Source organism: Burkholderia sp. ZZQ-2 (assembly GCF_050768715.1).
Lineage (GTDB): Bacteria > Pseudomonadota > Gammaproteobacteria > Burkholderiales > Burkholderiaceae > Burkholderia > Burkholderia cepacia.
The window spans coordinates 1-17234 of record NZ_LDVA01000212.1 but is presented as its reverse complement, the minus strand read 5'-3'; the positions used below and the strand labels follow the sequence as shown (position 1 = coordinate 17234).

The following is a 17234-nucleotide window of genomic DNA, read 5'->3' as shown; positions in this document are numbered from 1 at the left end:
TGCATGCGCCGTATCACGGCGCGATCGCGTCGGCCGCTCGCATCGGCTTCGGAATCGCCCGGCGTTGTTCCCGCGACCGGCCGCAGCGTCGCGACGGTGTCAGCCCGCGTCCGGCTCGGGCACGCGTGCGGCGGCCTCGATGCGAAACAGCAGCCGGTTGTCGAGCACATCCCAGATGTCGACCTCGCCCTGCCCGCCCATCGGCAGGCCGACGAACACGGGGCGCCCGCCGATCCAGCCGGCCTGGCTCTTGAACCACTTGCGCTCGCACCAGCCGCCACGATGCAACGCCAGGCGCTTGCCGCTGTCGACGTCGAACTCGCGCAACACGAATTTCGCGTCGCGCGCCAGCACGCGCGTGCCGTCGTCCGAAAACGCGCATGGAAAGCCGTTGTCCGCACCGGGTATGTCGCAATCGGTCGCGCCATCCGTGCGCACCGTCAGCGCCGCGTCCCGCGCGAATGCACGGCGATGCCGGCTGGCGCTCACCGCGAACGGAGCGTCCTGGAAACGCTGGTCGGCCAGATCGTAATCGAGCACGTCGAGCGTGCCGTCGCCGGCGAGCGGCACGCGATAGAGCCGGTTGCGGATGCGCACCCACGCTTCGCGCGCGTCGGGCGACAGATGAACCCGTTCCAGATCGTCATAACGGCTGTCTGCCCGCCAGCACGCGTCCGCTGCACCGCTCGCGGCATCGACCCGGTAAAGTGCCGTGTTGTCCCAGTACGCGACAATCAGCGTCGACAACGACGCATCGGCCGACGCGCTCACCGGCACATTGCGCAGTCGGTCCATGGCCGTCGCGTCCGTCTCGTCGGGCACGAACGGACGAGGCAGCGCAAACGACGCGACCACTTGCCGCTGCGCCAGATCCCAGATGTCGCAGAATCCGTCGCCGGCCACGACGAGTCGCGGTTCGCCCGTCTCGTCGCGCGACCATTCGATCACGCACGCCCGGCGGGCGGCGTCCGGCCCGGCGGGCGACGCCTGCCGGAACCCGTTCGCCGACACCGATTCGGGCGCCGGTCCGGCATCGGCCCGTGCTCCCGCTTCGGGCGCCACGTAGTCCGGCGGCACGTAGTCGGGCATCGGTGACCAGTCACGCGCGCGCCACGCAGCCAGCCATGCCTGATACACGTAGCGACGACTGCCGTCCGTGCCGATATCGGGTTGCTCCAGACGAAAGGCGGCCGGATCGACGCCGGGCAGCGGCACGAGTTCGGCGCCGTTGCAATAGACGTAGGCCCGCGCGCGGTCCCGTGCGAAATACTCGGACAGGAACGTGAGCGTCTCTCCGTCGACGCCGCGCCGATACGGCTGGTTGTAGTGCAGCAATCGCCCCTGCCCGTCGCGCAGAAAGCCGTGACCGACCGGTTCGGCCGTCGGGGCGTCGAACCTGGCCTTCACTTCCTTGCCGAAATAGAACAGCCGGTCCCCCTCCCGCAGATGGTCGTCGCCGACGACTTCGATTCGTGCGGGATCGATGCCGCGCTTGCGTACCAGCATGCACAGCACGCCATTGCGATCCTTCGCATATGTATCGTTCAGGATCTCGAACGTCTTGCCGTCGACCTTCGCGGCCTCCGCATGGCCGCGCCATTGCTGCCGATAGCAATGGTCGCCGGCCTGATACCACGGCCCGCCAAGATGCCGCCACTGCGCAGGATCGCCCGGAAGCGGCCCTCCGCGAAGAAAGCCCTTGTGGTACTCCGAATACGAATAGAGCCGCGAGCGGTCCGCGATGAATGAATCGCCGAGCCATCGGACCGTCCCCGCGTCCGGTTCGAGCAGCGGCAGGTCGTGCAGGTACACCTGATCGCCGACCACCCGGTATCCGCCGCCGAGTTCCCGCGTCGATACGTCCGCCACGGGCTGCCCGATCAGCGCATGCCACCAGTACCCCTGCAATTCGGGACGCGCGGCGAAGAACGGCGACCAGTTGCGTTCCCATTGCTCGCGCGGGCCGGGATCATCCGCATGGCCGTAACGGTAGGGACGCGCGCGGTCGGTCGCCTGATCCTGCGCCACTTCATCCGCGCTGACAAAGCTCGCCGCATCGGCGCCTTCCAGTGCCCGCCCGCCGTACCAGACGCGCTGTGCGTCGACCAGATACGCGCCGACCCAACGCAGCGTCGCGGGATCCGCGCCGCGCATGCGCTTGCCGTAGTGATACAGGTAACGGTCGTCATGCCCCCATGATTCGCTCAGCAGCCGAAAGCGCGCAGGCGACGCGCCGGCAAGCTTCCGGTTTTGAAAATAGACATGGTTCGCGTCGACGGCATGCGACTCGTCCAGCAGGCGAAACGTCGCGGCGTCGACGTCGAGCACGGTGAAGCGCAACCACGTGAAAGTGCACGCATAGGCACGCACGCCGTCCGTCGCCAGATACCGGGACAACGGCCGGAAGCTGTCGATCGCGATGCCTTCGATGAGGTTGCCGGCGCGGTCCCGCAGCGGGCCATCGTGGCAATAGACGTGCGCGTCATCGCGCATGAAGCCGAATCCGAGGTTCTCTCTGAGTGTCATGTTGTTGGTTTGTTGCGCTTTCGTCCGGAATGCCCCGGTCAGGCGGTGCGCCGCCGGGTACGAAAGCCACCGCGCAACAGCGCGGCGCTCAAGCGTCCTGCGATCTTACGCCGCGATCCATCCCGCGCCGGTACGCGGCCGGGCTCGTCGCCGCGACGCGCCGGAAATGCCGCCGCAGCGACTCCTCTGAACCGAACCCCGCACGCGCCGCCACCTGCGCGAGCGACAGCGCGGGATGCGCTTCGAGCATGTCCTTCGCCACGTTCACGCGTTCGCGGATCAGCCATGCGAGCGGCGACATCCCCGTCGCGTCCGCGAACTGCCGCTGCAGCGTGCGCGTGCTCATCGCGGCCTGCGCGGCGAGCGACGCGAGCGTATGCGGCTCGGCCGCGTGCGCGCGCATCCAGTCGATCAGCTTCGCGAGGCGGTCGGTGCCACCCGGCGCGACCGGGCGCGGCACGAACTGCGCCTGGCCGCCGTCGCGATGCGGCGGCAGCACGAGGCGCTGCGCGACCCGGTTCGCGATCGCGCCGCCGTGATCGCGGCGCACGAGATGCAGCAGCATGTCGAGCCCCGCCGCCGATCCGGCCGACGTGACGACCTGACCTTCGTCGACGTAAAGCGCATCGGGATTCACGCGCAGCGCGGGATAACGCGCCTGCAGTTTCTCCGCATAGCGCCAGTGGGTCGTCACCGTGAGGCCGTCGAGCACGCCGGCCGCGGCCAGCACGAACACGCCCGAGCAGATCGAGCAAAGCCGCGCGCCACGGCGATGCGCGGCCCGCAGCTTCTTCAGCAACGGTTCCGGCGGCGGTTCGTCCGGATCGCGCCAGCCGGGAATCACGATGGTATCGGCGCGATCGAGCGTCGCGAGCCGATACGGCGCGGCGACCGTGATGCCGCCCGCCGCGCGCACGGGCCCCGGCTCGCTCGCGCAGACCGCGAAGCGATACCAGTCGACCCCGAGCTCGGGGCGTTCGAGCGCGAACAGTTCGACCACGCAGCCGAATTCGAAGGTGCAGAGGCGATCGTAGGCGAGCGCGACGACGAGATGATTGTGCATGGCGCGATGTTACCGGAACTTGTCGATCGCGCCACTGCCGCGACGGTCGCCGAACCGCGATACTGCCCTTCATTCCACTGCGTTCCGCGCAACCTTCAGGAGAACTCGACCATGTCCTACGTCACCGCCGTCCCCGCTGCCGACAGCCCCGCCGCCCTCGCGCATTTCGAGGCGTCGCTGCGCTTCGAGACCGATTGCTGGGACGTGCACGACGCGCTCGCATCGGGTGCGCCCGATTTCGTGCTGCTCGACGTGCGCGGCCCCGACCAGTTCGCCGCCGGTCACGTGCCCGGCGCGCGCAACCTGCCGCACCGCAAGATCATCGAGAGCAAGCTCGCCGGCTATCCGGCCGGCACGCTGTTCGTCGTCTACTGCGCGGGCCCGCACTGCAACGGCGCCGCGCGCGCGGCGATCCGGCTCGCGCACCTCGGCCGGCCGGTCAAGCTGATGATCGGCGGCGTGACGGGCTGGCGCGACGAAGGTTTCGCGCTGAGCAACGAAATGCAGCCGGCGGACACCGAAGCCGGCTGATCATCATTAAAACCGCAACAATCAATTGTCTGAGCGCGGCCTGCACGCGAACGAAAAAAGCGCGACAATCGGCTCCATTGCAGTTCGGATGGAGCAGCAACATGCAGAACGCAGTCCTGATTCAAGTGGCCGGTTCGGTGGCCGCGATCGCGATCTATTTTCTGCCGGCGGTCATTGCCGACCGGCGTGGCCGGCACGACAAGCTGACGGTCGCGATGTTCAACGCGCTGTTCGGGTGGACCGGCATCGGCTGGCTGATGACGCTGTACTGGGCCTGCCAGCCGAACCCCCGCACCGATGTCGCGCAGACGATCCTCGCCAAGCGTCGCGGCATCAGCATGCGGACCTTTTCAACCGGTCTCGTCGAACGTGTGCAGCGCCGTGTCGCCGCCCAGGAGCAATGGGCGGAAAAGCAAGGCTGCCGTTAAGTCCCTCTTTCCCGATCACCCTGCCGCGTCGAACTTCGGCATCCTGACGTTGGTCGACGCGCGGTAATGCCACGCCAGCCCGTCGTGCCGCGGCCCGCCGCCCGCACGCAGCCACGCCCCGAACGCCCCCGCTGTCACCGCCCGTGCGATCCGCTCGCCCGGGCAGCCGTGCGGCCCCGTGCCGAAACCGAAATTCGGCCCGGCCGCGCGGCCGGGCATCAGCCGGTGCGGATCGCGATGCACGGCCGGGTCGCGGTTCGCCGCGGCGAGCACGACGAGGATCGCGTCGCCGGCTTCGACGGTCACGCCTTCGATCGTCGTGCGCGATGCGACGAAGCGGCGCGTGTTCTGCACCGGTGAATCGAAGCGCCCGACTTCGGCAACGAACGCGTCAAGCGCGGCATCGTCCGGCACGACGCGCGCGGCGCTCGCGCCCGCTTCTAAGCCCGCTTCCAAGCCCGATTCCGCGCCCCCGTTCCACGCCACCAGCGCATTGCCGAGCCAGGCGGCGGTCGCCTCGCACGTCTGCGACAGCAGCCCGACGAGGTTCGCGACCAGCGCGCCGCTTGCCTGCCAGCCCGCCGCACGGGCCGCCTGCTGCACGGCGGCGACGAGCGTGCCGTCGTGCGCACGCGTCTGCGCGACGCGCACCGTCATCCGGTCGAGCAATTGTCGCGCGGCGTCGCTCGCGCGGGCCAGCGCCTCGGCATCGGACAGCGGCGACAGCGCCGCGACGAAGTCGACCACCTGCGCCGCGATCGCGTCGAGCTGCGTCTCGTCGAAGCCCAGCAGATCCGCGACCGCGCAGACGGGCACCGTCATGCACCACGCATTCAGCGCGCCGGCATCGCCCGGCGGCGGCAGGCGCCGCGCGGCGAGCTGCATGGCACGGTCGCGCAGTGCAGCCGCATCGATCGGCGCGAACGCCGTGCGCAGCGCCTGCTTCGGCACGTCGTGCCGCAACGCGCCGTCGTTCATGCGCACCAGCTCGCCGAACAGCGCGCCGGCTGTCGTGCCGCGCAACGCGGGCGGCACGGGCGCGTCCAGCGGGCGTACGCGGCAGGCCGGATGGCCGAGCACGGCCGTCACGGCGGCCGCGCGGCTCGCGACCCACAGGCCGAGCGTGGCGTCGAACGCGAGCGGCGACCCGTCGACGAGCGCCGCATAGTAGGGATAGGGATCGCGGTGCGTAACCGCTGCGATGGGATCGGTCGGGTTCATGCAGACAGTATCGACGCAGTGCACCGCCGCATGTTTCGGGCCGGCGTGAAATGTCGCGGCGCGGGCGCCGCGTGCGACCGCCTCGCGATGTCAGGTGAATGTCAGGCAGCCGAGCGGTAGCGATGCGACTGCATGCGCATGCGGACACGCCCGGCCGAAATCGCGCGCGGCTCCGGCGCCACGGTGTCGTGAGGGAACATTTCCTGCCGGAATTCGCCGTGTTCGTCGAACCACTGGCAGATCAGCCAGTCGCCGTCGTCGAATACGACCGGCCCGGCATAGGTCACGGTCATGCGCGGCCCGCCCGTCTTCAGCGTCACGACATCGCCGACGCGAAACCTGACGCGTTGATTTTCTCGGATCGTCATCGCTCTCTCAGCATTTTTATATATCGATATTCCCGGCAGCCCACCAACTGTTCATTCGAACGTGCCGCAGATTATCAATCAAAAAACCGGCCGGCAACTCCCCTTTTCAAAAATGTCATGATCGGGAAAATGCAACAATGCGCGCCATCGACGCGCCCGGCGGATGCCCGGCCGCCCGATCCGGCGCGGCTTGCGCGCCGGACCCGGTCGAACGGGCGAAATGCGGAGAATAGACGATGTATTTTTCGTCGTCACCGACGTTTAATTCTGACGTGAAATCGATTGATTATTATCAATCAACTTTTCGATTGGGAACGATCCCACGATTTATTTACACTCATTCACCGAACAAAACCGGTGAATTATCCGGCGACGCAAACCAGCGGTTGATATCGCGCCCGGGAACGGCCGCTTGCGTGAACGTAAACGTGCCGTCCTGCGCCATCTCCTTCGCGCCGCGCAGGAACGCGCCGAGCGCGGCCCGCGCCAGTGCGCCGCCGACACTCACGCGCTTCACGCCGAGCGCCGCCAGTGCGTCGACGCTCAGCAATCCGCCCTGCAGCCCCATCACGACATTCACGGGTGCGCCGACCGCCCGCGTCACCGCCGCGATGTCGTCCGCATCGGTGATGCCCGGCGCATACAGCACGTCGGCGCCCGCGTCGCGATAGGCGACGAGCCGCGCGATCGTGTCGACGAGGTCGTGGCGGCCGTGCAGGTAGTTTTCGCAGCGCGCGGTCAGCGTGAACGGAAACGGCAGCGCACGCGCCGCGTCGACGGCCGCCGCGATGCGCTCGACCGCCGCTTCGTGCGCATAGATCGGCGCGTCGGCGCGGCCCGTCGCATCCTCGATCGACCCGCCGACCGCGCCGGCCTCGGCCGCGAGCCGGATCGTCTCGGCCACCGTGGCGGGCGCATCGCCGAAGCCGTTCTCGAGGTCGGCGCTCACGGGCAGGCCGCCCGCGGCGGCGATCTCGGCGATGTGATCGAGCATCTCGTCGCGGTCGATCGCATAGTCGGGCCGGCCTTTCGAAAAGGCGTAGCCGGCGCTCGTGGTCGCGAGCGCCTCGAAGCCGGCCATCGCGAGCAGGCGCGCGGTGCCGGCGTCCCACGGGTTCGGGATGATGAAGGCGCCGGCGCGTGCATGCAGGGCGCGGAAGGCTTCGGCTTGGCGGGCTTGAAGATCGGAACGGGTCATCGCGGGCTCCAGGAGAAAGTTGACGGCCGAGCTTACGCCGATCGTGCACGCGACGTTTCAGCGTTCACCGAAATGTCGTCGCGCGACAGGAAAAAACCGATGCGCCGACTGCACGCCGGGAGTCGGGAGTCGGGAGTCGGGAGTCGGGAGTCGGGAGCTGGGAGCTGGGAGCTGGGAGCTGGGAGCTGGGAGCTGGGAGCTGGGAGCCGGAAGCCGGAAGCCGGAAGCCGGAAGCCCGAAGCCCGAAGCCGGGAATCGGGAATCGGGAATCGCGAATCGGGAGCCGGCAACCCGCAACCGGCAACGAGCGGGCCGACACCGCCGCCCGTCCGTTGCCAACCGATAGCCGCTTACCTTGCCGCCGGTGGCCCGCCGTCGATGCCGAGCAACACGTCGGTGACGGCTTCGGAGAAACGCATCGCGCGACCGTCGATCAGTACGCCGTCCGGATTCGACGGGTCCCGCGCGGCTTGCGGCACACCGTGCGCGAGCAGCACCCGCGCGCAAGCCTCCCAGTCGGCTGCGCCGACATGCTCCGGTTCGTTGACGGATGCCCAGGACAATGTGCCGAGCGCGTCGCTGCCGAACCCGTGCATGTCACGCCAGCTCGCGCCGTGCTCGAGGAGGAACGCCAGCAAGCCCGCATCGCCGCGAAACACCGCGTGATTCAGCGCGCTCGCGTCCCAGTCGCCGCCCCGCGCCGCGATCGGCCAGCCCAGTTCGACCATGACCTTCACCGCGTCGCCCGACCCCCACGCGGCGGCATCCGGCAGCAGCCGCAGCCGCTCGCCGGGCAGCGCGCCCGGCAGTTCGGGATGCCGTGCCTGGATGCGTCGCGCATCGTCGGCGTCGGCGCGCGCGCAGGCCGCCACGAATGCGTCCTCGGCGTCGAGCGCCTCTTCCGCGCCCGCCGCACGCAACAACGCGGCGACCTCCGACAGCCCGGTCTGCATCGCCAGCCGGTACGCACTGACGCCCGCCGGGGTCCGCGCGCGGGGATCGGCGCCGGCCGCCAGCAGCGCGGCAACGTGGCGCGCCGAGCAGCGCACGCCGATCGCCCGCAACAACGGTGCGCCCCAGGTCTGCGCCAGCCCCTCGCCGGGCGGCTCGTTCGGGTCGCCGCCATGCGCGAGCAGCAGTTCGAGCGCGTCCGCATCGCGCATGTCGAATGCGCGACGCAACGCATTGGTCCCGCCCACCCGCGCGCCGTGTTCGAGCAGCAGGCGCGTACAGGCCGGATTTTCCACCGAGTGATAGAGCGATTCGCCGTCGTTCGGGTCGGCGCCGGCTTCCAGCAGCATCGCGGTCAGAACCGGATCGCGATTGACGCCCGCGGCGCCGTACAGCGCCGACAGCGGCTCCGCTTCGTCGGGCGCGGCAAGCGACGCCGGCGGAAACCGGTTGCCGATCCGCTGGTTCGGATCGGCGCCGGCATCGAGCAGATGACGCGCGCAGGCGCGCAGCCGGACGGCGAACCCGGGAATCTGCCCGAGCCGCGAATGCGTGACGGCAACCAGCGGCGGCAGCTTCAGCACGCCGCCGGCGCGCGCGATCCATCCGGGATCGGCGGCCAGCGCCGCCTTCACGGCATCGAGGTCGCCGGCCGCGCATGCGACGGTCGGATCGCTTGCAACGAGATCGGGCCGGTCGAGCAGCAGTTGCGCGGCGACGCGCGGCCGGGCCGCATCGAAACCGCCCGTCACGTCGGCGCCGTACGCCAGGTCGAGCCAGCGCCGGATCAACGCCGACCGCTGTTGCCCGGCGAGCGCATGCGTTTCGACGAACGCGCCGAGATCGGCCCATGACGCGAAACCGTACTCGCGCGCAATGCACGACTGCGCATCGTGCAGCCGGAGCCCGAGCGCGAGCGCTTCGTCGTGCGTGCGGTTGGCGGCGGCCGGGAGAAAGCGGACAAAGCGCGCGACGGCGTCGGCGTCACCCTGCCGGTACAGGCGCAACAATGCCTTGGCCTGCTTTTTCAGATGATCGGGATTGGCCCCGGGAGGCAGCTTTTTCATGCGAATCCTCGTGCAGTCATGGCCGAAGGTCCGCAATACCGCCAGCACAAAGGACAGGAGGAAGACTGGATTTGCTGCGACAGGTAGGTTCAACCCTTTCCGCGGACCCGGAAGCGACCTGCATCGCTGGCCGCTATCCTAGGCGACGGCCGGCGACCGCGTCAACCGGGCCGCTCCATGCGGCGACGCTCAGCCCGCAAGCCGCTTCGTCAGGAAAATGCGCGTGTGCCCGGCCGGATAATCCGGCAGTTCGCCGAAGCGGACATAGCCGCGTTTCTCGTAGAACGGCCGCGCCTGGAAGTCGAACGTGTCGAGCCACGCGCCGTGGCATCCGCGCGCGACGGCTTCCGCTTCGGCCAGATCCATGATGCGCGTGCCCGCACCCTGGCCGCGCGCGGCCTCGGGCACCACGAGCAGGTCGACATGCAGCCAGCCGTACGCCGTGCTGCCCCACAAGCCGCCGACCACCGTGCCTTCGGCGTCGGTCACGACCACGGCCAGCGCGCGGAAGTCATTCGGGCCCGCCTGGCTTTCGTTGAATCGGATGAGCGGCGCGACGATCTGCTTGCGAACGTTCACGTCGCCCGCGTCGGTCACCTCGTATGTGAACGTCATCGGTCGAGTCCGGTTGAATCGGAAATGAGGAAGGTTGAACCCGCACGCACCGCGTCAGACGACGTAAGCGCCCTTCGCATGCAGCTCCGCTTCCGTGCGCTCGAGCGCGGCGATCGCATCGCTGCCTTCGAGCGCCAGCAACTGCGCGACCAGCGCTTCGGCCATCGCGTGCGCGGCCACCAGCGACGGGAAGAACGACGGGCTGTCGTGCGTGAAGATCAGTTGTGCGTCCGCGTGCAGCGCGATCGGCGACACCGCGCTGTCGGTGATCGCGACGATCCGGCTGCCCTGCGCCTTCGCGGCCTGCGCGACGCGCGTCGCTTCCGCCGAATACGGCGCGAAGCTGACGACGACGGTCACGCTCTGCTTCGCGATCGTCCGCAGCTCCATTTCGAGCGACCCGGCGACGCCGTTGAGCAGCGACACGGTCGGGCGGAACAGCCGGTAGCCGTACACGAAGCCGAATGCAACCGGGTAGCACGAGCGAAACCCCGCGACATGCACGTGCGACGCCTTGCGGATGAGTTTCGCGGCATCGGCGAGCGCGTGCTCGTTCTGCGCGGCGGTGGCCGACAGGTTGTGTTGTTGCGCGGCGAGCAGGTCGTGCGCGAGCGACGCCTTCGCATCGGGCCGCACGAGCGAGCGCGCCCGCTGCGTGAGCGGCTCGGGGCGCGTGCGCACGCGCGCGACACACAGGTCGCGCAGCTCGTTCCAGCCGGGGAAGCCGAATTGCTGCGCGAGCCGCACGAGCGACGCGGGCTGCACCTGCGCGCGCTGTGCGACCTTGCGCATCGACGACGTGGCGACTTCGTCGGGATGATCGAGCAGGAAGGCCGCGCCCGCCTGGAATTGCGGGCTCAGCTCGGAAAATTGCGCCCGGATCCGGGACGCGAGTTCGTCGAAATTGGCGGCCATCTTGGTGTGAGCGGGAACCGGTCGTCCATGGTATCACCGGCCCCGTATACACCGGTGCACCGGTCAGCGCAGCACTTCGACGTGATCGGCGTCGACCTTCACGCTGCCCGACCATTTGCGCTCGAATTCGCCGGTCACCTTCACTTCGTTCCGGTCACTGACGGGCTGGCCGGCCGCCCACAGCTTGTGGTCGATCTCGACGCGGATCGTGCCCGTCGCATCGGCGAATTCGTAATCCTCGCCGCCGACATGCTTGACGATGCGCCCCTGCAACTGCACGTGCTGGTCGTCCTTGCCGTTCGCGAGCAGTTCCTTCACGGTCGTCGTGGTCAGCGTGGACGGCCCGGTATATTCCGCGTAAACGGCGGCGGGCAGCACGGCGAGCGCAACCGCCAGGATTCTCGTCAGGTGTTTCATGATCTCGGTCCTCTTCTTCGATGTGACGCCGCGCTCCGTTGAACGCGACGGCCCCAGATTACGGACCGTAAGATTAAGCAAACCTGAAGGTCGCGCCGCAGCGGCACGGTGCCGCACCGGGCACGCGCGCAAGCCCGCCGCGCGCCCGTGTTTAAGCTCCCGCTAAGGCCCGCGCGCTTATCATGGGAACCCCGGGCGCCATGGCGCCCCGTTGAAGAGATACGAATCCATGCGCGTACTGCTCGTCGAGGACGATCCGCTGATCGGCAGCGGGCTCGAACAGGGCCTCAAACAGGAAGGCTTCGCGGTCGACTGGGTCAAGGACGGCGACGCCGCGTCGCTCGCGTTGCGCGCGACCGGCTACGGCCTGCTGCTGCTCGATCTCGGGCTGCCGAACCGCGACGGCCTGTCGGTGCTCGCCGCGCTGCGCCGCCGCGACGAAAACCTGCCCGCGATCATCATCACCGCGCGCGACGGCGTGCCCGACCGCATCGCGGGCCTCGACAGCGGCGCGGACGATTATCTCGTCAAGCCGTTCGAACTCGACGAACTGCTCGCCCGCATCCGCGCGGTCAACCGCCGCCACGCAGGCCGCGCGCAGACGACCCTCACGATCGGCCCGCTGCGGCTCGACCCCGTCAAGCACCTCGTCTGGCTCGGCGACGACGAAGTCACGCTGTCGCCGAAGGAGTTCGTGCTGCTGCACGAGCTGATGCGCGACCCGGGCGCGGTGATTTCGCGCGAGCAGTTCGAGGAGCGGCTGTACAGCTGGGGCGAGGAAATCGAGAGCAACGCCGTGCAGGTGCACATCCACAACCTGCGCAAGAAGCTCGGCCACGACATGATCCGCACGGTGCGTGGCGTCGGCTACCGGATCGGTGACGGCGCATGACGCGCATGCAACACGCGATCGCACGCTGGCGCAACGCGTCGCTGCGGCGGCGCCTGCTGACGTGGCTGCTCCCGGCCGCGTGCGTGATCGGCCTCGTCGCGAGTGCCGGCACCTACTGGGGCGCGCTGCGCGAGCTCGACGACCTGCTCGACGACCAGATGCGCAGCATGTCGAAGCAGATCGTCGTCGGCCCGAACGGCGAGCTGTCGTTCAGCAACCGCGCCAACGGCAAGCACGGTTTCGAGGCGAGCGATCCCGATGCCGTGCTGCTGCAGGTCTGGCGCAACGGCAAGCTCGTGTATTCGACCGACCGCGATTCGACCCTGCCGCCGCCCGAGCAGAAAGGCATCGCGAGCGTCGACGTCGGCGGCCAGCCGTGGCGCACCTACGTGACCGAACGCGGCGGCACGACGATCCGGCTCGCGCAGGCACGCCATGCGCGCTGGGAAGCGATCGCGGGCATCGCCGTGCACCTGCTGTGGCCCGTGTTCTCGATGCTGCCGCTGCTCGCGATCGGCCTGTGGTTCGGCATCGGCGCGGGGTTGCGGCCGCTGCGCACGATCGCATCCGGCCTCAAACGCAGGAATGCGAACAATCTCGAGCCGGTCGACGTCGGCGCAATGCCGAACGAAGTCCGTCCGCTCGCCGAAGCGATCAACGACCTGCTCGCGCGCCTGGACCGCTCGTTCACGCTGCAACGGCACTTCATCGCCGATGCCGCGCACGAATTGCGCACGCCGATCATGGGGCTGTCGATCCAGTCGCAGTTGCTGCGGCGCGCGTCGACCGCCGAGGAACGCGAGCACATCCTTGCGCAGATCCATGCCGGCACGACGCGGCTCGGCCACCTCGCCGAACAGCTGCTGACGCTCGCGCGCCTCGAACCCGATGCGCAGGCGGCCGCCTCCGCGTCGGCGCCCGTCGATCTCGCCGCGCTGTGCCGGTCGGTGGTATCGGACCGCACGCGCGTCGCCGACGCGCACCGGATCGATCTCGGCGCGATCGTGTCGACGCCCGTGATGACGTCGGGCAATGCCGACACGCTGCGCGTGCTGCTGAACAACCTCGTCGACAACGCGATCCGCTATGCGGGCGACGGCGCGCGTGTCGACGTGTCCGCGCGGCTCGACGGCACGACGCCCGTGCTCGAAGTCGCCGACGACGGCCCCGGTATCCCGGAAGCCGAACGCACCGACGTGTGGGAGCGTTTCTATCGCGGCGAGGGCGCGCAGGCCGTCACGTCGTCGGGCAGCGGGCTCGGGCTGTCGATCGTCAAGCGGATCGCCGAACAGCATCGCGCGACGGTCGCACTCGGCACGACACGCGGCGGGCGCGGGCTGACCGTCACGGTGCGCTTTCCGCTGCCGGCCTGATGCCGCGCCACGTGCGGCTTTTCCACAGATTGTGTTGGCAAGCGTGTGGACAACCGTCCATTAACGACACCAAGCCATTGATCGGAAAGGGTTTGTCGAGGCTGCGTCGGAAATGCGCCGCCCGGGTCACTCATGCTCCCCGCTCAGTTGTCGAAGACGATCCGCTCGATTCGCAGGCCGGTCGAGGTTTCGAGAATGCTGGCGTATTTCTTCACGACGCAAAACAGGCGGCCCTCGGGATAGTCGTCCGGCCTTTGCCGGGTGCGATCCTCGGTGTGGACGACCACGGTACCGTTGAGCGGATACGCGCCGACGTGTTCACCCATGAAATAGAGCTGACCGCTCAGCTGGTAGTAGCCGTGCCCGAGGTACCAGAACGAATCGCTCCCCGTGGCGATCCGGTCAGCGCCCAGGTAGATCCCGTCCCCCTTCCTGACGATCGCGTAGAACAGCAAGCCGATTTTCGGCTCGATGATCGTGTAGTGATTGGCGCGGATGTCGTCGACTACCTTGTCGCGTAGTGCGTCGCCCATGTATTCGGCCGTGCCGAAATACGCGGTCTCGTATCGGGCCGGCAGGCACGCGTGTGCTGGCGTTCCGCATGCGATCGCCAGCAGCGGCACGGCGACCGTTTTCCAGATGGTTCTCACTGATTCTCTCCAGGTTCTTTGTTGTCGGCCCGCCATCCGTCGCGGCAAATGTTACCGGTGCCGGATCGCGTTGCCAGTTTACCGGCCTGGCTTCGCTCAGCGACGTTCATTCGCCAAATGGACAACTAGTTGTCCATTTCGTAAAGTAGTTGTCAATTCATCACGCGTATCGGACATGACGAAATCCGAGAAGTTGACCGCCGTCGCGCTGTCCGTATTCCGGTTGAACGGCCTGCTGATCGAATGGGGCAACACCTTTGCCGGCCCGCACGGGCTGACCAGTGCGCGCTGGCAGGTGCTGGGTGCCATCGCGATGGCACCGGTTGCCCCGAACATCCCGCAGATCGCCGAAGCAATGGGCATCACGCGGCAGGCCGTGCTGAAACAGGTCAACGTGCTGACCGACGAAGGGCTCGTCCAGTCGCTACCCAATCCGGCGCACAAGCGCTCGCCTCTGTATGCGCTGACGCCGCGTGGCGATGCGGCCTATCAGGCCGTGGTCGGGGAGTGGCAACAGCATGTCCGCGACATCGCCGGCGACTTCAGTTCGGCTGACCTGGACGCGGCGATCCGCGTGCTGTCAGCGATGTCCAGCGCACATGGCGCCGATGCACCGACGTGAGCGCTCAATCGCGCCCGCCCCCCTCACCCGAAGGAGTTCCCATGCCTCAATTCAAGCCGATGGATCCGGCCTTTCCGATCCAGCAACAGATCGGCATCGACGCCGAGCCGGTCGTTCTCGTCAACCTGTTCACGTTGGCCCCCGCCGACGAAGCGGACTTTCTCTCCGTGTGGAAGGACGATGCCGAATTCATGAAGCAGCAGCCGGGATTCATCTCGACCCAGCTTCATCGCGCGCTCGGCGACAGTCCGACTTACCTGAACTACGCGATCTGGGAATCGGCCGAAGCGTTTCGCGCGGCCTTCACGCACCCCGGGTTCGTGGCCAAGCTGTCGGCCTATCCGTCGTCCGCCGTCGCGAGCCCGCACCTGTTCCAGAAAGTCGGCGTGGCCGGTATCTGCACTGCGTAAGTGCACGCACGCATCGCGGCAACACGTGGCATTCGCGGGTGTCCCGGGTGTCCCGCGCGCACCCCGACTTCTCCACAGAAAATGTTGGCAAGCTTGTGGATATCCTGCGCACCGCAACGCTAAACCCTTGATCCGATGGACTTTGGCACGCGTGATGCAGACGCGGCCCCGGTGACGGCCACCGCGTCCACCGCTTCGCCGCACTTCGCATCACGACGCCACGACGATGCACGTCGCAGCCGGCGCACACGTGCCGGCCATGCGCTGCGCCACTTACCCACAGATTTTGTTGGCAAGCTTGTGGATATCCTGCGCACGCGTGCGCTAACCCGTTGATCGGCTTACGGTTCATGCGCCGCGTCACGGTTGCGGCAGCGTGTGGCCCGGACATGCGTGAATGCGACGATCCCGCGCGACAGACGCGCCGCCACCGTACACCACCCTCGCCTTGACGCTCGCGCCCGCCACGCGTCAAGATCACGCGAGCCGCACGCGGCCGTGCATCGCCGGCTTCGCGCGACGGTTCGACGGGCCGGCCGTTCCGCCCGACACTTCACTCCGAGGAAGGCCATGGAACACTTCACCGCGTGGCAGCTGGTCGTCTCACTCGTGCTCGTCGCCGTCGTCGTTTATCCGTACGTCCGTATCGTCCGGCGCACCGGGCATTCGGGCTGGTGGATCCTGACGATGTTCGTCCCGATCCTGAACTTCGTCATGTTGTGGGTGTTCGCGTTCGTGCGCTGGCCCACGGTCGACGATCGGCAGCCCTGACCGTCGCCCGCGCGGCTGCCGGGCTTGTCCACAGATTGTGTTGGCAAGCATGTGGATAGCCTGCGCATACCGCGACCAAGCGCTTGATCCGAAAGACTTTGTCCGCGCCGCCTCAAATGCGGCACGCGGCCGGCAAAGTGCCGCTCGCACGTCGTCGCGCCACGTGACGGGCCGCCTTCCGCGCAGGCGAACCGGCTTGTCCACAGATTGTGTTGGCAAGCGTGTGGATAGCCTGCGCATACCGCGACCAAGCGCTTGATCCGAAAGGCTTTGTCCGCGCCGCCTCAAATGCGGCACGGTGGCCCGCCCCACGCCGTGCGCGGCCGCGCGCGGGCTTGTCCACAATTTTTGTTGGCAAGCATGTGGATATCCTGAGCATGCGTGACCTAAGTCGTTGATCGCACAACGTTTGATCGCGCAGGTCACGGCTGCGGCACGGCCCGCCTGCGCATCGCGTCACGCGCACCGCACCGCACCGCACCGCCCGCGTCAACCGAATGCCTGAACCACGATGCGCGCAACCGACGCGATCACGTCGTCCTTCGAGCGCGCATCGGCACGCGTCTGCGTGTAGTACACGGCCACCGCGATCGGCACACGCGACGGCAACCACACGACACCCGCGTCGTTGGTCGTCCCGTAGTCGCCGGTGCCCGTCTTGTCACCGACCGTCCACCCGGCCGGCACGCCCGCACGGAGCCGCTTGTCGCCCACCTTGTTGCCACGCATCCACGCAACGAGCTGCGCGCGCTGCGCGGCCGGCAGCGCATCGCCGACCATCAGCACGCGCATGCTTGCGGCCATCGCGGCCGGCGTCGTCGTGTCGCGCAGGTCGCCCGGCAGCGCGGTATTCAGTTCGGTCTCCCATCGATCGAGCCTGAACGTGTCGTCGCCGATCGAGCGCGCGTAGGCCGTCACCGCCGCCGGGCCGCCGAGCAGCTTCATCAGCAGGTTTGCGGCCGAGTTGTCGCTGTACTGGATCGCGGCCTCGCACAGCGCGGCGACCGTCATGCCCTCGCCGACATGCTTCTCCGACACCGGCGAATAGTTGACGAGATCGGCGCGGGTATACGTCACGCGCTGTTGCAGCAACGCCGGCCGCTCGACGCTCTGCGCAAGCACCGCCGCACTCAGCATCGCCTTGAACGTGCTGCAGAACGGGAAGCGTTCGTCCGCGCGATGCTCGATGACCCGGCCGCTCGCCGTGTCGATTGCG

18 protein-coding genes are annotated in these 17234 nt (G+C 68.1%); 7 read left to right on the top strand and 11 right to left on the bottom strand.

Going from position 1 to position 17234, the window contains the following annotated elements:
* Positions 1 to 99 precede the first annotated feature (99 nt).
* Positions 100 to 2526, bottom strand: coding sequence for a DKNYY domain-containing protein (locus ABY44_RS14705; protein ID WP_060173330.1), 2427 nt, complete (start codon positions 2524 to 2526; stop codon positions 100 to 102).
* Between the two features lie 88 nt (positions 2527 to 2614).
* Positions 2615 to 3589: a transcriptional regulator FtrA gene (gene ftrA / locus ABY44_RS14700; RefSeq protein WP_059488315.1), complete on the bottom strand. Its 975-nt coding sequence runs from the start codon at positions 3587 to 3589 to the stop codon at positions 2615 to 2617.
* A 111-nt stretch (positions 3590 to 3700) separates the two neighbouring features.
* On the opposite strand from ftrA, the gene ABY44_RS14695 reads away from it, so the two are divergent.
* Complete coding sequence (locus tag ABY44_RS14695; RefSeq protein WP_060173332.1) at positions 3701 to 4120, top strand: rhodanese-like domain-containing protein; 420 nt, start codon at positions 3701 to 3703, stop codon at positions 4118 to 4120.
* A 101-nt stretch (positions 4121 to 4221) separates the two neighbouring features.
* On the top strand, positions 4222 to 4548 hold the full coding sequence (locus ABY44_RS14690) for a superinfection immunity protein (protein ID WP_011354384.1): 327 nt from the start codon (positions 4222 to 4224) through the stop codon (positions 4546 to 4548).
* A gap of 15 nt (positions 4549 to 4563) precedes the next feature.
* On the opposite strand, the gene ABY44_RS14685 is transcribed toward ABY44_RS14690, so the two are convergent.
* The 7 genes from ABY44_RS14685 to ABY44_RS14655 all read right to left on the bottom strand — a co-directional run bounded on the left by ABY44_RS14685 (position 4564) and on the right by ABY44_RS14655 (position 11300).
* The gene (locus ABY44_RS14685) at positions 4564 to 5769 is read right to left on the bottom strand and encodes a cytochrome P450 (RefSeq protein ID WP_060173333.1); all 1206 of its coding nucleotides are present in this window, start codon (positions 5767 to 5769) and stop codon (positions 4564 to 4566) included.
* A gap of 101 nt (positions 5770 to 5870) precedes the next feature.
* Positions 5871 to 6137, bottom strand: coding sequence for a YodC family protein (locus ABY44_RS14680; protein WP_060173336.1), 267 nt, complete (start codon positions 6135 to 6137; stop codon positions 5871 to 5873).
* Positions 6138 to 6474: 337 nt separating this feature from the next.
* On the bottom strand, positions 6475 to 7335 hold the full coding sequence (locus ABY44_RS14675) for an isocitrate lyase/PEP mutase family protein (RefSeq protein WP_060173338.1): 861 nt from the start codon (positions 7333 to 7335) through the stop codon (positions 6475 to 6477).
* Between the two features lie 350 nt (positions 7336 to 7685).
* The gene (locus tag ABY44_RS14670) at positions 7686 to 9353 is read right to left on the bottom strand and encodes an ankyrin repeat domain-containing protein (RefSeq protein WP_060173340.1); all 1668 of its coding nucleotides are present in this window, start codon (positions 9351 to 9353) and stop codon (positions 7686 to 7688) included.
* Positions 9354 to 9542: 189 nt separating this feature from the next.
* The gene (locus tag ABY44_RS14665; RefSeq protein ID WP_027789585.1) at positions 9543 to 9968 is read right to left on the bottom strand and encodes a GNAT family N-acetyltransferase; all 426 of its coding nucleotides are present in this window, start codon (positions 9966 to 9968) and stop codon (positions 9543 to 9545) included.
* 54 nt (positions 9969 to 10022) lie between these two features.
* Positions 10023 to 10883, bottom strand: coding sequence for a MurR/RpiR family transcriptional regulator (locus tag ABY44_RS14660; RefSeq protein WP_011354378.1), 861 nt, complete (start codon positions 10881 to 10883; stop codon positions 10023 to 10025).
* Positions 10884 to 10946: 63 nt separating this feature from the next.
* Positions 10947 to 11300 (bottom strand): YgiW/YdeI family stress tolerance OB fold protein, encoded by a 354-nt coding sequence (locus ABY44_RS14655; RefSeq protein WP_021159886.1) that lies wholly within the window; start codon positions 11298 to 11300, stop codon positions 10947 to 10949.
* A 229-nt stretch (positions 11301 to 11529) separates the two neighbouring features.
* On the opposite strand from ABY44_RS14655, the gene ABY44_RS14650 reads away from it, so the two are divergent.
* Entirely contained in the window at positions 11530 to 12192 is a 663-nt protein-coding gene (locus ABY44_RS14650) for a response regulator (RefSeq protein WP_060173342.1), read from the top strand.
* Positions 12189 to 13565: an ATP-binding protein gene (locus ABY44_RS14645; protein WP_027789586.1), complete on the top strand. Its 1377-nt coding sequence runs from the start codon at positions 12189 to 12191 to the stop codon at positions 13563 to 13565. The genes ABY44_RS14650 and ABY44_RS14645 overlap by 4 nt, the downstream gene beginning before the upstream one ends.
* Before the next feature lie 143 nt (positions 13566 to 13708).
* On the opposite strand, the gene ABY44_RS14640 is transcribed toward ABY44_RS14645, so the two are convergent.
* Positions 13709 to 14215, bottom strand: coding sequence for a hypothetical protein (locus ABY44_RS14640; RefSeq protein WP_060173344.1), 507 nt, complete (start codon positions 14213 to 14215; stop codon positions 13709 to 13711).
* A gap of 175 nt (positions 14216 to 14390) precedes the next feature.
* Here ABY44_RS14640 and ABY44_RS14635 point away from each other — a divergent pair, with 175 nt between their 5' ends.
* The 3 genes from ABY44_RS14635 to ABY44_RS14625 all read left to right on the top strand — a co-directional run bounded on the left by ABY44_RS14635 (position 14391) and on the right by ABY44_RS14625 (position 16018).
* A complete protein-coding gene (locus ABY44_RS14635; RefSeq protein ID WP_060173346.1) occupies positions 14391 to 14837 on the top strand; it encodes a MarR family winged helix-turn-helix transcriptional regulator in 447 nt (148 codons plus the stop codon).
* 41 nt (positions 14838 to 14878) lie between these two features.
* Entirely contained in the window at positions 14879 to 15247 is a 369-nt protein-coding gene (locus ABY44_RS14630; protein ID WP_059686790.1) for an antibiotic biosynthesis monooxygenase family protein, read from the top strand.
* A gap of 570 nt (positions 15248 to 15817) precedes the next feature.
* Positions 15818 to 16018 (top strand): membrane protein, encoded by a 201-nt coding sequence (locus tag ABY44_RS14625; RefSeq protein ID WP_027789587.1) that lies wholly within the window; start codon positions 15818 to 15820, stop codon positions 16016 to 16018.
* 489 nt (positions 16019 to 16507) lie between these two features.
* Here ABY44_RS14625 and bla read toward each other — a convergent pair.
* On the bottom strand, positions 16508 to 17234 hold a 727-nt coding region (gene bla, locus ABY44_RS14620; RefSeq protein WP_431641359.1), incomplete at its 5' end, for a class A beta-lactamase.

Bases quoted from the DNA above. Each gene is read 5' to 3' on its own strand.
- ABY44_RS14690 (WP_011354384.1), top strand. From the start codon at position 4,222: ATGCAGAACGCAGTCCTGATTCAAGTGGCCGGTTCGGTGGCCGCGATC.
- ABY44_RS14660 (WP_011354378.1), bottom strand. From the start codon at position 10,883: ATGGCCGCCAATTTCGACGAACTCGCGTCCCGGATCCGGGCGCAATTT.
- ABY44_RS14705 (WP_060173330.1), bottom strand. From the start codon at position 2,526: ATGACACTCAGAGAGAACCTCGGATTCGGCTTCATGCGCGATGACGCG.
- ABY44_RS14685 (WP_060173333.1), bottom strand. From the start codon at position 5,769: ATGAACCCGACCGATCCCATCGCAGCGGTTACGCACCGCGATCCCTAT.
- ABY44_RS14625 (WP_027789587.1), top strand. From the start codon at position 15,818: ATGGAACACTTCACCGCGTGGCAGCTGGTCGTCTCACTCGTGCTCGTC.
- ABY44_RS14670 (WP_060173340.1), bottom strand. From the start codon at position 9,353: ATGAAAAAGCTGCCTCCCGGGGCCAATCCCGATCATCTGAAAAAGCAG.
- ABY44_RS14645 (WP_027789586.1), top strand. From the start codon at position 12,189: ATGACGCGCATGCAACACGCGATCGCACGCTGGCGCAACGCGTCGCTG.
- ABY44_RS14655 (WP_021159886.1), bottom strand. From the start codon at position 11,300: ATGAAACACCTGACGAGAATCCTGGCGGTTGCGCTCGCCGTGCTGCCC.
- ABY44_RS14635 (WP_060173346.1), top strand. From the start codon at position 14,391: ATGACGAAATCCGAGAAGTTGACCGCCGTCGCGCTGTCCGTATTCCGG.
- ABY44_RS14675 (WP_060173338.1), bottom strand. From the start codon at position 7,335: ATGACCCGTTCCGATCTTCAAGCCCGCCAAGCCGAAGCCTTCCGCGCC.
- ABY44_RS14695 (WP_060173332.1), top strand. From the start codon at position 3,701: ATGTCCTACGTCACCGCCGTCCCCGCTGCCGACAGCCCCGCCGCCCTC.
- ABY44_RS14665 (WP_027789585.1), bottom strand. From the start codon at position 9,968: ATGACGTTCACATACGAGGTGACCGACGCGGGCGACGTGAACGTTCGC.
- ABY44_RS14630 (WP_059686790.1), top strand. From the start codon at position 14,879: ATGCCTCAATTCAAGCCGATGGATCCGGCCTTTCCGATCCAGCAACAG.
- ABY44_RS14650 (WP_060173342.1), top strand. From the start codon at position 11,530: ATGCGCGTACTGCTCGTCGAGGACGATCCGCTGATCGGCAGCGGGCTC.
- ABY44_RS14680 (WP_060173336.1), bottom strand. From the start codon at position 6,137: ATGACGATCCGAGAAAATCAACGCGTCAGGTTTCGCGTCGGCGATGTC.
- ftrA (WP_059488315.1), bottom strand. From the start codon at position 3,589: ATGCACAATCATCTCGTCGTCGCGCTCGCCTACGATCGCCTCTGCACC.